The organism is Agrobacterium sp. YIC 4121 (assembly GCF_002008205.1).
GTDB classification, from domain to species: domain Bacteria; phylum Pseudomonadota; class Alphaproteobacteria; order Rhizobiales; family Rhizobiaceae; genus Agrobacterium; species Agrobacterium leguminum.
Window position 1 is genome coordinate 124,420 of sequence record NZ_MRDI01000023.1, and the last position, 13,230, is coordinate 137,649.

The 13,230-nt window shown below is 56.9% G+C and carries 10 protein-coding genes and 2 pseudogenes; 5 read left to right on the top strand and 7 right to left on the bottom strand.

Features of this window, described 5'->3' with window-relative positions; genetic code table 11:
• Positions 1-5 precede the first annotated feature (5 nt).
• Together hpaH and BTE54_RS20150 are read right to left on the bottom strand one after the other, a co-directional pair.
• Positions 6-788 (bottom strand): 2-oxo-hept-4-ene-1,7-dioate hydratase, encoded by a 783-nt coding sequence (hpaH, locus tag BTE54_RS20145; protein WP_078053735.1) that lies wholly within the window; start codon positions 786-788, stop codon positions 6-8.
• Between the two features lie 22 nt (positions 789-810).
• Positions 811-1,704: an intradiol ring-cleavage dioxygenase gene (locus BTE54_RS20150; RefSeq protein ID WP_078053736.1), complete on the bottom strand. Its 894-nt coding sequence runs from the start codon at positions 1,702-1,704 to the stop codon at positions 811-813.
• 249 nt (positions 1,705-1,953) lie between these two features.
• Between BTE54_RS20150 and BTE54_RS20155 the strand changes: the two genes are divergently transcribed.
• From BTE54_RS20155 to BTE54_RS25355, 4 genes and pseudogenes are all read left to right on the top strand, one after another.
• Positions 1,954-2,685, top strand: coding sequence for a GntR family transcriptional regulator (locus BTE54_RS20155; RefSeq protein ID WP_078053737.1), 732 nt, complete (start codon positions 1,954-1,956; stop codon positions 2,683-2,685).
• Positions 2,682-3,497, top strand: coding sequence for a sugar phosphate isomerase/epimerase (locus tag BTE54_RS20160; RefSeq protein ID WP_078053738.1), 816 nt, complete (start codon positions 2,682-2,684; stop codon positions 3,495-3,497). The genes BTE54_RS20155 and BTE54_RS20160 overlap by 4 nt, the downstream gene beginning before the upstream one ends.
• A 52-nt stretch (positions 3,498-3,549) precedes the next feature.
• Positions 3,550-3,839, top strand: a pseudogene (locus tag BTE54_RS20165) (ABC transporter permease subunit); the annotation flags it as partial.
• 405 nt (positions 3,840-4,244) lie between these two features.
• The gene (locus BTE54_RS25355) at positions 4,245-4,619 is read left to right on the top strand and encodes a hypothetical protein (RefSeq protein WP_223215607.1); all 375 of its coding nucleotides are present in this window, start codon (positions 4,245-4,247) and stop codon (positions 4,617-4,619) included.
• Between the two features lie 256 nt (positions 4,620-4,875).
• Here BTE54_RS25355 and BTE54_RS20175 read toward each other — a convergent pair.
• The 5 genes and pseudogenes from BTE54_RS20175 to BTE54_RS20195 form a co-directional block, all read right to left on the bottom strand.
• Positions 4,876-5,962: pseudogene (locus BTE54_RS20175) on the bottom strand (IS3 family transposase).
• 434 nt (positions 5,963-6,396) lie between these two features.
• On the bottom strand, positions 6,397-7,212 hold the full coding sequence (locus tag BTE54_RS20180) for an SDR family oxidoreductase (protein ID WP_078053739.1): 816 nt from the start codon (positions 7,210-7,212) through the stop codon (positions 6,397-6,399).
• A 237-nt stretch (positions 7,213-7,449) separates the two neighbouring features.
• A complete protein-coding gene (locus BTE54_RS20185; RefSeq protein WP_078053740.1) occupies positions 7,450-8,037 on the bottom strand; it encodes a glutathione S-transferase family protein in 588 nt (195 codons plus the stop codon).
• 138 nt (positions 8,038-8,175) lie between these two features.
• Positions 8,176-11,289 (bottom strand): efflux RND transporter permease subunit, encoded by a 3,114-nt coding sequence (locus BTE54_RS20190; RefSeq protein WP_078053741.1) that lies wholly within the window; start codon positions 11,287-11,289, stop codon positions 8,176-8,178.
• A complete protein-coding gene (locus BTE54_RS20195) occupies positions 11,289-12,398 on the bottom strand; it encodes an efflux RND transporter periplasmic adaptor subunit (protein WP_078053742.1) in 1,110 nt (369 codons plus the stop codon). Before BTE54_RS20195 ends, BTE54_RS20190 begins: the two co-directional genes overlap by 1 nt.
• Positions 12,399-12,496: 98 nt before the next feature.
• On the opposite strand from BTE54_RS20195, the gene BTE54_RS20200 reads away from it, so the two are divergent.
• Positions 12,497-13,084: a TetR/AcrR family transcriptional regulator gene (locus BTE54_RS20200; RefSeq protein ID WP_044460126.1), complete on the top strand. Its 588-nt coding sequence runs from the start codon at positions 12,497-12,499 to the stop codon at positions 13,082-13,084.
• The last annotated feature ends 146 nt before the right edge of the window (positions 13,085-13,230 follow it).

Genomic DNA, 13,230 nt, shown 5'->3' on the forward strand with positions numbered 1-13,230 from the left:
CAACCTCACACGAAAGAAACACCGATTGAGCCAACAGGACCATAGTCGGCCTGGATGACATCGCCCTTGAGGATATCGACCGGCCGGGTAAACGAACCCGCAAGGACGATTTGCCCCTTTTTCAAGCCGCCGCCAACGGCGTGCAATTTGTTGACCAGCCAAGCGACACCCGCGGCAGGATGACCCATGATCGCCGCCGACACTCCGGACTCTTCAATGATCCCGTTTTTTGAAAGCGTTGCCCCGACCCAACGGATATCGATATCCATGGGGCGTATCACGCGCCCGCCGACGACAATTGCTCCAAAGGCGGCATTGTCGGCGATCGTATCGGTGATGGCGCGCGGCACCTCAGTCCGGTAGTCGATAATCTCAAGCGCTGGCACGATGAACTCCGTTGCCCGCATGACGTCGTAGATACGGGTGCCCGTGCCTTCAAGGTCTTCACCCATGATGAACGCCAGCTCGACCTCCAGACGCGGCTTGATGAACAGGTCGGACCTGATTTGAGATCCGTCGTTGTAAAGCGCGTCGTCTAGAATGACACCATAATCGGGTTCGGTCATCTTCGACGCCATCTGCATGGCGCGCGAAGTCAGACCTATCTTATGACCAATAATGCGTGCGCCGCGAGAGACACGCGACTGTGCCCAGAGCGCCTGGATGCGGTAAGCATCTTCCAGATCGAGGTCAGGATAGGTCTTGCTCGGCTGGACGATCGGCTTGCGATCGGTCTCTGCCTTCAATATGGCATCTGCCGCCGCCTGGCGCAGGTCTTCGCTGATCATGATGAGACTCCAGAAACAATATCTATTTGATCGGTGGGCGCGGCAAGACACCTTCACCGGGCTCCATCACATAGGTGTAGTCGAGCGAGAACCACGGCCTCTCAATGTCTTCATCCGTGGGATGCGGTTCGTCATGGCGGACGAAATCACCTGTCAGCGCCGAGGTGACCCCGAACTGAACGTCGGACTCGATGTTGGGGTCGCTCGGATCGAAGACCTGCGAGATCAGCGTTTTGTAACCGTGCTTGAAAATCAGTGCATGCAGATGCGCCGGTCGATAAGGATGGCGACCCTGAGCCTTGAGAAGACGCCCGACGACGCCGTCCACCGGGATCGGATAACCGACCATCTTCACGGTTCTGAACCAGAACCGTCCTCGTTCGTCGGTCATAAACTTTCCGCGAAGATTCATCTCCGCCTGGTCGGGATCCTGGTTTTCATAGAGGCCGACTGGAGACGCATGCCACACATCGACCTCCGCTCCCGGAATCGGCCTGCCTTCGCGATCAATCACGTTCGCTCTGACAAACAGCGGTGCGCCGGGCGTGTCGGAGCGAATAATGGTCCCGCCATTTTCGACCCGAGGAGAATTAAGGCGCCAGAACGGGCCGAGAAGCGATTGCGAGGTTTCGGTCTGCCCCCTGTCGCCGTTGTTAAGAAGGCAAACAAGAGAAGACACGCCAAGAGAGCCGGACATCAAAACGAATTCGTTATGGCTGTCGGTCTGCAGCTGGCCGATCTCGTTCAGGATGGCGGTTGCCTCCCGGAATTCAACTTCGGTCAGCCGCACTTCCCGCACAAACGCATGGAGATGTTTCACCAGCGCCGTCAGGATTTCCCGGGCCCGCGGATCGGATGTCTGTTCCATTACTGCCAGCACGGCAGGAGTCACGTCGCTCTCAGTCTTGATTACCATTGGCGCACCTCCACGACGGCATCGATACTTTGATAATCGATTATCCGTCAAGACACTTTTGTCTTTGGTGAGAGATCTCCACCAATCTGAATGAGATGAGTATATGTAACTATATGGTATAGCAGATAAAAAATTTCGACACCGCCTCACTTCCGAGGCGTAGGCAGAAATACAGCTCGCTATCGTTGACATAAATAATCGTTTATCGTAACGATCGTCGATGACGCGCGAATGTGTCTGGGAGGTTTTATGACGCAGGCTGAGGCCCCAAATTCGCTAAACGAGCAGTCCGGAAACGGTGGCTTCTCCGATGACGGGAAGAACACGATCGGCAGCCAGCTGGCATTTCGATTGCGGGAAGCGATCATCTCGGGTGAACTTGAAGCCGGCAGCAAGATCCATCTCGACAAGGCTCGACAGTCGTTCAATGTCAGTCTCAGCCCTCTGCGCGAAGGTCTTGCCCGGTTGATTTCCGACGGCCTTGTCGAGTTCGAGGACAATCGCGGTTATCGCGTGTCGCCGATTTCGCTGGCCAATCTCGAGGAGATCACCAGCCTGCGCGAAGAGCTGGAGGTGTTCGCCCTGAGGGAATCTATCCGGGTCGGCGACGTGGAGTGGGAAAGCAATGTCATGCGTGTGCTCCACAAGCTCAACCGCACGGAACGAGATGCCAGCAGACCGGAGACGCTGGAGCATTGGGAGGCGGCCCATCGCGATTTCCACCTCGCCCTTATTTCAGGGTGCGGGAAGCCTCTTCTGCTGCACTTCTGCAAAACGCTCCTCAACCTTAACGACCGCTATCGCCGAATATTCCTGACGCAGACGTCGGGCGACCGAAACGTCGGCCAGGAACACAGCGAAATCGCCCAGGGCGCGGTCGCGAGGGACCTCGATTATGCCACGGACAAGCTCCGCCAGCACATCCATCGCACCGGTAAAAACCTGCTTGAGCATCTCGCGCGGACAGGGGTCGTGCGATGAACAATCTTTCCGACATGGAAAGAGCTCCAATCGGGGTCGCGCACTTTTCCGCGATTCAACTGCCTCCGGTGCAATTCGTGGAGCAGGCTGCAGCAGCAGGTTTCAACGCGGTCGGGCTTCGGCTTCACCCCGCCTTTCCCGGGGCACCTTTTTATGAATTGCCGCAAGGCAGTAGGGCCGCATCAGAATTTCGGGCCGTACTCGACGGCGAAGGCATGAAAGTCTTCGATATCGAATTCTTTATTCTCGGGGCGGATTTTAACGCGGCCTCGGTCGAACACATCGTTGCGGCTGCGGCCGATATCGGAGCCAAGCGCTTGAGTGCTTGTGGCGACGATGGTGACCACGAACGTTTGATCGGCAACCTCGTCGCGTTGTGCCAACTGGCCGCCCGTTACGGCATGGGGGTCGATATCGAAAACATGGGCTGGCGCACGATCAATACATATGCTCGCAGCGCTGCACTGGTCGACGGTTGCAAGCAAGCAAACGCAGGAGCTTTGGTTGATGCCATCCACTTTTTCCGGAACAGTGGGAACGTCAGCGAAATCAATGCTGACATCGTGAACCACCTGCAGCTCTGCGACGTGACGGGTCCAGTCCCCTCGCGGCCCGAAGACATGGTGAATGAAGCACGGGCAGGTCGGTTGGCCCCAGGCGACGGCATTCTTGCGCTCAAAGACCTGCTTGCCAAACTTGCCGGCAAAGCTGCGATATCAGTGGAGGTTCCGCTCGTCGGCGACGTCACTCCGCTGGCACATCTGAGAGATCTGAACTTGAAGACGCGGAGAGTTCTGCAGTCGGCAGACTAGAACATTCGTGATCTGGCGTGGTGGAGGCTGCGCCAGGAGGAGGAAGTTTCGCATGAATTACAAGTTAGACTTCAGCGCGGTCTTTGATCGCGCCCCTGAGTTGCTATGGGCAAGTTAGGAACGTTCGGCCTCGCGTTTGCCGGCATGGCGCTCGCCCTGGCGATCGGCATCCTGGGTGCCATCGCCCGGACCTCGAACAGGCGGATCGTGCGCGCGCCGGTCATCGCCTTCGTAGAAGTCGTCCGCAACACGCCTTTTCTGGTACGGATCTTTTATATCTACTTCGCCTTACCCCTGATGGGCATTCGCTTCAGCCCAACAACAACGGCGATCATCGCGCTTTTGATGCGAGCCGGGCTATACAATCCGATTCCGTGCTCTCCGACATCAAGGTCAGGCCCAGGAGCCTAGTCAAACCAGTCATCGCAACTTTAATGGTCCTAGCGCTCGCAACGGGCAGCTTCTTTGCGCTAGACGGCCCGATGCGTCCGCAGGCTGATGTCATAGCCGGAACTGGCGAGATGCGAACGATTTCGCTTGAGGACGGATCCGGGTGCAACTGAATTCGTCTTCAGCAATCGCTGTGGACTTTACCGACAGCCACCGCACTATCCGCCTTCTTCAAGGTCAAGTTTTTTTTCAGGTCGCTCACGACGTCGGACGACCCTTTACGGTTGTGCGGGGGCGGCCAAGGTTACTGCACTCGGCACGGCATTCGCTATTCGCTACGGCAATGACAACACTGAAGTGGCCGTCAACAAAAATGCGGTCCAGATCGACATCGACGGAAGCCGCACAGCCCCTGTCCGCGTCAGTGAAGGAGAGCAAGCAATCTATGACTACGCGAAAGGGCAAATGGCCATCGCGCCGGTCGATAGTCTCGTCGCATTTGCTTGGAGGCGCGGCCAGATCGTCCTCGACAATACACCGCTTTCCTACGTTATCGAGGAGATGAACAGGCATTTTTACGGCCGCATCGTGGTTGCGGATTCTCGTATCGCCAATCGACGGGTCAGCGGCACGATGAAGATCACCGATACCGACGTTGCGCTTGCTTTCGTAACGCAGGCCCTACATGTGAAAGCAATGCACTTCGGCCCACTGATCGTCATTCGCGAGTGACGATACCAGCCTCTCGCTTGCTTGCTTGCTTTCGAAGAAATCTCTCGCTCTGACCTCAAAAGTGCAGAGCGCCAAGGTCTTAAGCTCTGCGTTTTGTTTGTTCTGCTCTGGTTGCTCTGAGTCCCAAAATGAAGAGAAATTGGGTCTCGGGCCAATGCCCAACCAATAATGCTCTTGAACGGATGCGAACCAAAGGCTACAAATTCTTTCCATCTAATGATCTTAAATACCATAATCTTTTTGGTTCCGTGGAGGCTTAGAGGTTCGATCCAAGTTTGTCGAACACGTCCGCTCTGGCGTCATTCCTCGTGCGATATACCTTGCGTGCCATTCTCTCCGTTTTTAATGATGAGAAGAAGCTCTCCATTGCTGCGTTGTCCCAGACATTCCCAGAGCGGCTCATCGAGCAGGTGATGCCATGGTCGCCCATGAGGCGCTGGAACCACTCGCTCCTATATTGGCTTCCCTGATCGGGATGATGCAGGAGCGCGTCCGGTTTTCCTCGACGCCATGTCGCAATGATCAGCGCATCTTTGACGAGGAGGCCGTCATGTTGGCATTCATCGACCACCCGACGACACGGCGTGAGAACAGGTCAATGACGACTGCGACATACAGCCAGCCTTCTGCGGTCCAGATGTAAGTGAAGTCGGCCACCCATTTCTGGTTCGGACGGTTTGCCATGAACTGGCGGTCGAGGACGTTCGGCATGATGACTGCACGATCACCGGCATCCTTTGGCAAACCACGCCGTCGTGGCCTAGCCCTGAGCGCATCAGTCGCTCGATACGATGGAGACCATACCACAATCCTGCTTCCAACACGTCGTGCCACACGCGGCGAGCACCGTATGTGCGATCGCTGGATTTGAAGCTCTGCGTGATCTTGTCCAGCAGGACCTCATCATAACGGGTGTGTTCGCTCGAAGAACAATTGAGCCAGGCATGGAAACCTGAACGAGAAACTCCCAGCGCTTCGCAGAGCCATGCCACCCCCGCAGTCGTTGCAAAGCAGCGACGATAGGGGCCAGATCGAACGGTGCTTTGCAATGAATGCGAACTTCATATCGCGTCCCTGGCAAAGTAAGCTGCGGCCTTTTTTAGGATATCGCGTTCCGCTTTCAGCTTGGCGACTTCACGACGTAACCGTTCGATCTCAAGCTGCTCAGGCTTCATCTAGCCTTTTCCCGGAAACGAGTGGCTGGGATCGTCGCCGCCTTCCCGAACCCATTTGCGCACATCCTCGGGGACATCAAGATCACGAGCAGCCTGCGCAACAGTGACCCCATGTTCCCGGACCACCTTAACTCGATGTCCATGAAACCGGCAGCACGCCACTTCGATATGGGAACAGGGAATCACGCCGACAAGGACGCGTCAAATCAGGGGCCGGTTTTGTGGTAGAGTTGTGCTAGAGGATTTTGGGCAAAAAAATAGCTCCGGGGGGCCCCGGAGCTATTTGATATCATTTGTAAATATCGGTTGCGGGGGCCTGACTGCATGGAGACTTGTAATTTACCGGCCTTGAAAGGATATGAATCAGCGACGCGTTGATTGTTGACTTACGCTTGAGGGGGTGGTGTGACTGTCGGCAAACTCATTGATCCGCATAATCGAGCCCCCCAAAACCTGAGCCGTCTTTCTGCAATATTGGCCTTAGTCATCGCAATCTCTCGTCATGCAAGTGCGTCGATAGCCCTTTTAAGGCAAGGATTCCTAGGCTCCGAGCCATCCTCGCGCAGAGCACGAGAGCAAGCCTTACTGACGCTGAACAGGCATCACGGCGCCATGACCTTCTTCATAGAAGCACGCTGCATTGATCGTGAAGTAAAGCGATTTGAAAACGCTACCATGTTGTTCATGAATCCCGCAATGACACTCGCTTTTCCTTTCGAAAGTGCTTTAAGCCCAGCTTCGGCCACAGGGCGTGGTTTCATCGTCATCCGGCGCAACATGGGAGAAATGTAAGCGCCGGCGGCCGCATCGAAGCCTGTTTCCGTATGGCCCGGGCAGAGGCTTGTGACGACGACACCCCGTGGACGCAGTTCATCGTGGAGAGCTTCTCCGAAGGACAAAACATATGCCTTGGTTGCAGCATAAGCCGCATAGGTCGGAACAGCCTGGAAAGATAAGAGACTGGCGATGAGCAGGATTTCTCCTGTACCTCTGACCGCCATGTCTCGTCCGAACACATAGCTCAATTCAGTAAGCGCCGTGATGTTGAGCTGAATCATGTCAGTCGTGCGCTCAATTGGCGTTTCGAGGAACTCGCCCTGCAAACCGTATCCGGCGTTGTTCACAAGAACATCGATGGTCAACACTTTCTGATCCAGCTTCCCTTTCAAATCGGCAGCCGCGCCGGGCACAGCAAGGTCAATCGGTTCAACGTGTATATCGACACCGTATTTCTGGCGGAGGTTAGCGGCGAGTTTCTCCATCGGCTCCTGTCGACGGGCTGCGAGGACTAGGTGCACTCCCTGCGCCGCCAGCAATTCGGCAAATTCGAGCCCCAAGCCACTTGATGCGCCGGTAATCAATGCCGTTTTCCCTGAGGAAGGCCCGTTAGTTCCAAATGTGTGTCCAGTATTCTGCATGTGCTTTCCTTCTGTTTCATGGATATTGCACGGACATCGCACCAACTTTTTGCGCGATCCGTCCGGATCTGCTGTGGAACAAGGTCAAGATTGGAACGCTGCCGTTGTTTCGATAACAACTTCACCTGCGTTCCCAAGCGACCACGCGTGCTCGGCAAAGGTCTTCCAAACACGGGAACGACCGAGCTGAAGCGGCAATACTCGCCTAAGGGTATGGCGGATCGAAACGCCTTGAGGTTACGCCGTCCGCTTAGCCGCCGGAGGATTACCTAGCGCGCGCTGAAAAGCGTAACGTTCCTCACCTCTTTGGACGTAATCCTGCAAGCCTGGGCTTTCCAGCAGGATATCAGAGTGTTTGAGCGGCCGCAGCACGCTCACCATCATAAGATCCCCGACGCCAAACTGCGCGCCCTCAAGCCACTCATTCTTTCCGAGAGCATCGCTCAGTTGCTGGAGCCGTTGACTGAGATATCCGACGCTGCCAGACGCGATACAGGGCTCGATCGTGTTGACCGCTGCAAACATCCACATGATGGAGCGCGAGCGCGCATTCGCTTCATCCGGAAGGAGCCCAGCGAAACGCTGTGCAATGTGGAGCACGATCGCGCCGGATTCAAAAAGAACGAGATCGCCCTCCTGGTAGATCGGCATCTGGCCGAACGGCTGCATTTCCAGATATTCGGGTCGGCGCATCTCGGAAAAAGTCAGGTACCGTAGAGTGTAAGGCTGTCCGACTTCCTCGAGAGCCCATCTTACACGCATATCGCGGTGGTATCCTCGGCCCCCATCCGGAGGATTTTTAAAAATTGAGACGATAGGGTTCATGTCAAGTCTCCTTATGGGCAGGGTTCAAGCGGAATGAAGTCATGGCTTCTTAAGGGGTGCTCTAACCAAGCAAATCACAGCCCCGTCCTGCCGAGCGAAATGGACTCTCCGCAGCATCATCTGCTGCGGAGCGGGTGACTATTCCGCGGCAAGCGCATCGTGAGCCTTTTGCGTGTTCGCGTTTACCGTCGGATGCACTTCTGCCTTGGGCGGCTTGATGCGGAACCATGCAGCATAGAGTGCCGGCAGGAAGAGCAGGATGATGAGCGTGCCCACCGCCGTTCCGCCGATAAGCGTGTAGGCCATCGAACCCCAGAAAACCGAATGCGTCAGGGGAATGAAGGCGAGGACCGCGGCAAGCGCTGTCAGGATGACGGGCCTCGTTCGCTGCACCGTAGCCTCAATCACGGCATGATAGTCGTCCAGACCCGCGGCCTTATTCTCCTTGATCTGCTCGGTGAGGATCAACGTGTTGCGCATGAGGATGCCCGCCAGGCCGATAAGACCCAGGATCGCGTTAAACCCGAAAGGCTGGTTGAACAGGATCAGGGTCGGCACGACGCCTGCAAGACCGAGCGGTGCTGTCAGCATCACCATCGTCATCGTCGACAGACTGCGTACCTGAAAGATGATGACGATCAGGGTCGCTGCGATCATCAGTGGGAACACCTTCACCAGAGCCGTATTCGCCTTGAGTGATTCCTCGATATTGCCACCCATCTCGATAGTGTAGCCAGCAGGCATAGATGCAATGAGCGGCTGAAGAGCGGTCATCACCTGTTGCGAAACCTCCGGCGGTTGGGTCGCCTCGTTAATGTCGGATCGGACCGTCACCACAGGCGTTCTGTCACGACGCTTGAGGATCGGCTCTTCGAAGCGCACCTCCGTGTGGCCGATCTGATCGAGCGGGATCGCACGACCGTCTCTTGTCACGAGCGAGAAGTCGGCTAGCCTTGCAGGATCGAGGCGGATTTCACCGGCACTTCTCGCCACGACAGGAACGTTTCGGATGTTCTCACGAACTTGCGTCACGGGAACACCACTCAGCAGGAGCTGTATCTGCTGGGCAGCCTCGGCGGACGACATGCCGATGAGGTTCAGGCGATCCTGATCAGGAACGAAACGGACGACGGGTGTGCGGTTACCCCAATCGCGGTTGGCATTTCTGACGTCAGGTACAGAGCTCATGAGAGCAAGTGCCTGCTCGGAGATTTTGTACAGCTCTTCCGCGTCCGGTCCTTTGATCCGAAACTCGACGGGGAATGGCGTGTAGGGGCCAAAGACGAGTTGCGTCACGCGGACGAATGCCTCGGGCGCCAGCCCTTGCGCAACGGCTTCCCGCAGACGAAGTTTCAGCACCTCACGCTCATGGGCGTCGGATGTCAGCACAACGATCTTCGCAAAGGCAGGATCGGGCAGTTCGGGCGCCATGGCGAAGAAGAAGCGGGGCGCACCCTGGCCGATGTAACTGGTCGCGATCTTCGCTTCGGGCTGCTGCTTCAACCAGGCCTCGAGCTTCTTGACCGTGGCGGTCGTCGTTTCGATGCTCGTGCCTTCTGGCATGCGGACTTCGACAAGAACCTCAGGGCGGTCCGATGTGGGGAAGAACTGCTGCTTCACTGCACCCATCCCCACGACCGAGAGCGCCATGACGACGCCGACAATGGCGCAGGTCAGGAACTTGTGCTTGACGGTGAATTCGATCGCGCCGCGCAGGCGTCTGTAATTCGGCGTATCGTAAATCGCATGATGGCCACCTGCTACCGGCTTGATATCGGGCAACAGCTTTACGCCGAGATAGGGCGTAAAAATCACCGCCACGAACCAGGAAACGATCAGCGCGAAACCGACGATCCAGAAGATATTGCCCGCATATTCACCGGCTGCAGAGGCGGCAAAACCGACCGGCATCAGGCCGATAATGGTCACAAGCGTGCCCGACAGCATCGGTGCGGCAGTGTGGCTCCAGGCATAGGCAGCTGCCTTGATGCGGTCCATGCCCTCTTCCATTTTCACGACCATCACCTCGATGGCGATGATGGCGTCATCGACAAGCAGGCCAAGCGCCAGGATCAATGCACCGAGCGTGATGCGGTCGAAGAAGCGCCCCGTCTCGAGCATGATGATGAAGACGACAGCCAGCGTCAGCGGAACGGCCAGAGCCACAACGATGCCCACCCGCCAGCCGAGCGCAATGAGGCTGACGAAGAGCACCACGCCGAGGGCCATGGCGAACTTCACCATGAATTCACCCACCGCCGCATCAATGTTGACAGCCTGATCGCTGACCTTCGTCAGCGTTATGCCAAGGGGTAACGACTCTGCGATCCGGCTGGAGCGCTCCTCGAGAGCCTTGCCAAGCTCCAGACCATTCCAGCCCTGTTGCATGACAACACCGAGCATGATGGCCGGCTCGCCGTCATGACGGATGACATAGCTTGCCGGCTCCTGATAACCCCGGCGTACCTCAGCAATGTCGGAAAGCTTCAACGCGCGGCCGGAAGCGACGATGGGCGTATCAGCGATAGACTGAACACTGTCATAGGCACCATCGAGACGAATGAAGACCTGCGGACCCTGCGTATCTATTGAGCCAGCGGGCGTAACGGTATTGCGCCGTTGAAGGGCTGCGGCAATGTCCTGAGAAGATATGCCGAGCGTGGCGAGCTTCTCATAGGAGAACTCTACGAATATCTGCTCGGGCTGTTCGCCGAGAATATTGATTTTCTTGACGCCGGGAACATGCAGCATGTCCTGCCTGATCTTTTCGGCCTCCCGGACGAGATCGCGCATCGGCATGCCCTGCGCCTTGAGAGCGTAAAGGCCGAAGCTGACGTCGGAATATTCGTCGTTCACGAACGGTCCCAGAACACCCTGCGGCAGGTTTCTGGCTTCATCGCCAAGCTTCTTGCGCGCCTGATAAAATTCTTCAGCGACGGCGCTTGGCGGCGTATTGTCCTTGAGCGTGACGGTAAGATAGGCAAAGCCGGGGCGCGTCGTTGTCTCGACCCGGTCGTACCAGGCCAATTCCTGAATGCGCTTCTCCAGCGGCTCGGCAACGAGATCCTGCATCTCGCGCGCGGTTGCGCCCGGCCAGACTGTCGTGACCGTCAACGTCTTGATGGTAAAGGAGGGGTCTTCGGCGCGTCCCAGCTTGACGAAGGCATAGACGCCGGCAAGCGACAGAAGGACGATGAAGAACAGCGTCACGGCGCGTTCGCGAACCGCAAGGGCGGACAGATTGAGATTCATCAGTTTGCCGCCTCTTTTGTACCAACGCTGGTGCGAACTTGCGCTCCATCCTTCAGAAGATGTGCGCCAAGCGCAACGACCTCCTCTCCCGGCTTGACATTAGTGACGACCACATTCTCTTCGCTCACCCGCTCCACGTTCACATCACGAAACTTCACGACGGACGATTGCTGATCAATCACCCAGACGCCCGTTCGCGTCCCGTCATCCAACAGAGCGCCTATCGGCAGTTCAGCATGATTCTGCACATCCCTGTTCTCGATTTCGATGGTGACGGTCGCTCCCAGAGGCGCATTTGCAGCCCCCCCTTCAAGCACCCAGCGCGTTTCATAAGTGCGGGTCTGCTGATCGGCAGAATCGGAGATCTGGCGCAGCTTGGCCTTCTCCACATTGTTTCTGCCGTACACCGATGCGGAAGCCTGAACCCCGATTTCAGGGCGCATGGTTTCGGGAAGCCAGACAATGGCTTCGCGCGGACCTGACTTCGCGAGCCGGACAACCGGCTGCCCGGCGGTTACCACCTGGCCCGGTTCACCGAGCGTCTCGACAATGGTTCCATCTGCATCGGCAACAAGAACCGTATATTGGGCCTCGTTTTCGGCAACATTCGCCTCAGCCTGAGCGGCGGCCAACTGTGCCGTCGCCGTATCCAGCAGGGCCTTTGATCGTTCATATTGCTGCGTCGAGGCAGCAGAAGTCTTCACCAGCACGGCAAAGCGTTTCTCATCGGCTTTCGCTTGAACAAACGTCGCCTGTGCTGCGATGACAGCGTTTCGCTTGGCCGTCAAAGCAAGGCGAAGATCGGTCTCGTCAAGCCTCATCAATGGCTGGCCAGCGCTCACCTGCTCCCCGACGTCGACGAAACGTTCAACGATCTTTCCGGGAACGCGAAAGCCGAGATTGCTCTGGACCCGGGCACCAACGGTTCCGGTAAAGCTGCTGCTCGAATTGCCAGGGAGCCTGGCCGTCGCGAGGTTGACCAGTGGCGCCAAGGTCCGGGGATCGGCAGCCTTTGCCTCTGGTGCCTGCGCCGGAAGCAGCAGTGCTGCGGCTCCGCCTGCGGCCAGCGCCAGCACTGCTGCTGCAGTGACAACAAGTTTCCGTTTCATTTCATCGTCCCTTCTTGACGGCCCGTTCAAAAATATTAGATTGCACTCTAACTCTAAAAGACATATAGATGTCAAATGAAATCTAATTGGAGGTCCACATGAGAGTGAGCCGCGTACAGGCAGAGGAAAACCGCGAGAGGGTGATAAACGTCGCCAGCCGGTTGTTTCGAGAGCATGGTTTCGACGGGATCGGCCTGAAAGACCTGATGAAGGGTGCAGGTCTCACCCAGGGTGGATTCTACAAACAGTTCGCATCGAAAGACGATCTTGCGGCGCTCGCATCACGGCGTGCTCTCGAGAGCGCCACGAGAAGGTGGTCTGATGCCGCAGCAGACACGTCAGATCCCCTGGAATCGATCATCAGCTTCTACCTCTCCAAAGACCATAGCGGCGAGAAGGCAGAAGGATGCCCGCTTGTTGCTCTCGGCTCCGACGCGGCGCGTCAAACCGCCGAAGTTCGGCGCCCGTTTGAAGATGGTATCCGGGCGCATTTCGAGGTGCTCGAAGAACTCATCGGAGAGGGCGACGATAGAGCTCGAAGCGGAAAAGCCATGGCAATATTGTCCATGATGGTCGGTGCGGTGACGCTGTCGCGGATCATCGAGGATGAACTGCTGTCGACGAGCGTACTCGACGCGGCAGCGAGCGAGGTCCGGCGCATTGCTGGCCGCGATCGCAGCGACTAACAGACCGTTTTTGGATATTCGTCGCCGATAGCTGTCACGGCTCAGCCGAATCCGCACGCGTATCAGGCGAGTATAGCGCAAACCGCATGTCCCAAGTTCACGACCGGTCATTCGGTCGGACGCCGAAGGCATGCCAAATTTTTGAT

What these genes read in the sequence shown, in the direction of transcription:
- BTE54_RS20155 (WP_078053737.1), top strand. Translation starts at nt 1,954, where the DNA reads ATGACGCAGGCTGAGGCCCCAAATTCGCTAAACGAGCAGTCCGGAAAC.
- BTE54_RS20150 (WP_078053736.1), bottom strand. Translation starts at nt 1,704, where the DNA reads ATGGTAATCAAGACTGAGAGCGACGTGACTCCTGCCGTGCTGGCAGTA.
- BTE54_RS20195 (WP_078053742.1), bottom strand. Translation starts at nt 12,398, where the DNA reads ATGAAACGGAAACTTGTTGTCACTGCAGCAGCAGTGCTGGCGCTGGCC.
- BTE54_RS20185 (WP_078053740.1), bottom strand. Translation starts at nt 8,037, where the DNA reads ATGAACCCTATCGTCTCAATTTTTAAAAATCCTCCGGATGGGGGCCGA.
- hpaH (WP_078053735.1), bottom strand. Translation starts at nt 788, where the DNA reads ATGATCAGCGAAGACCTGCGCCAGGCGGCGGCAGATGCCATATTGAAG.
- BTE54_RS20190 (WP_078053741.1), bottom strand. Translation starts at nt 11,289, where the DNA reads ATGAATCTCAATCTGTCCGCCCTTGCGGTTCGCGAACGCGCCGTGACG.
- BTE54_RS20160 (WP_078053738.1), top strand. Translation starts at nt 2,682, where the DNA reads ATGAACAATCTTTCCGACATGGAAAGAGCTCCAATCGGGGTCGCGCAC.
- BTE54_RS20180 (WP_078053739.1), bottom strand. Translation starts at nt 7,212, where the DNA reads ATGCAGAATACTGGACACACATTTGGAACTAACGGGCCTTCCTCAGGG.
- BTE54_RS20200 (WP_044460126.1), top strand. Translation starts at nt 12,497, where the DNA reads ATGAGAGTGAGCCGCGTACAGGCAGAGGAAAACCGCGAGAGGGTGATA.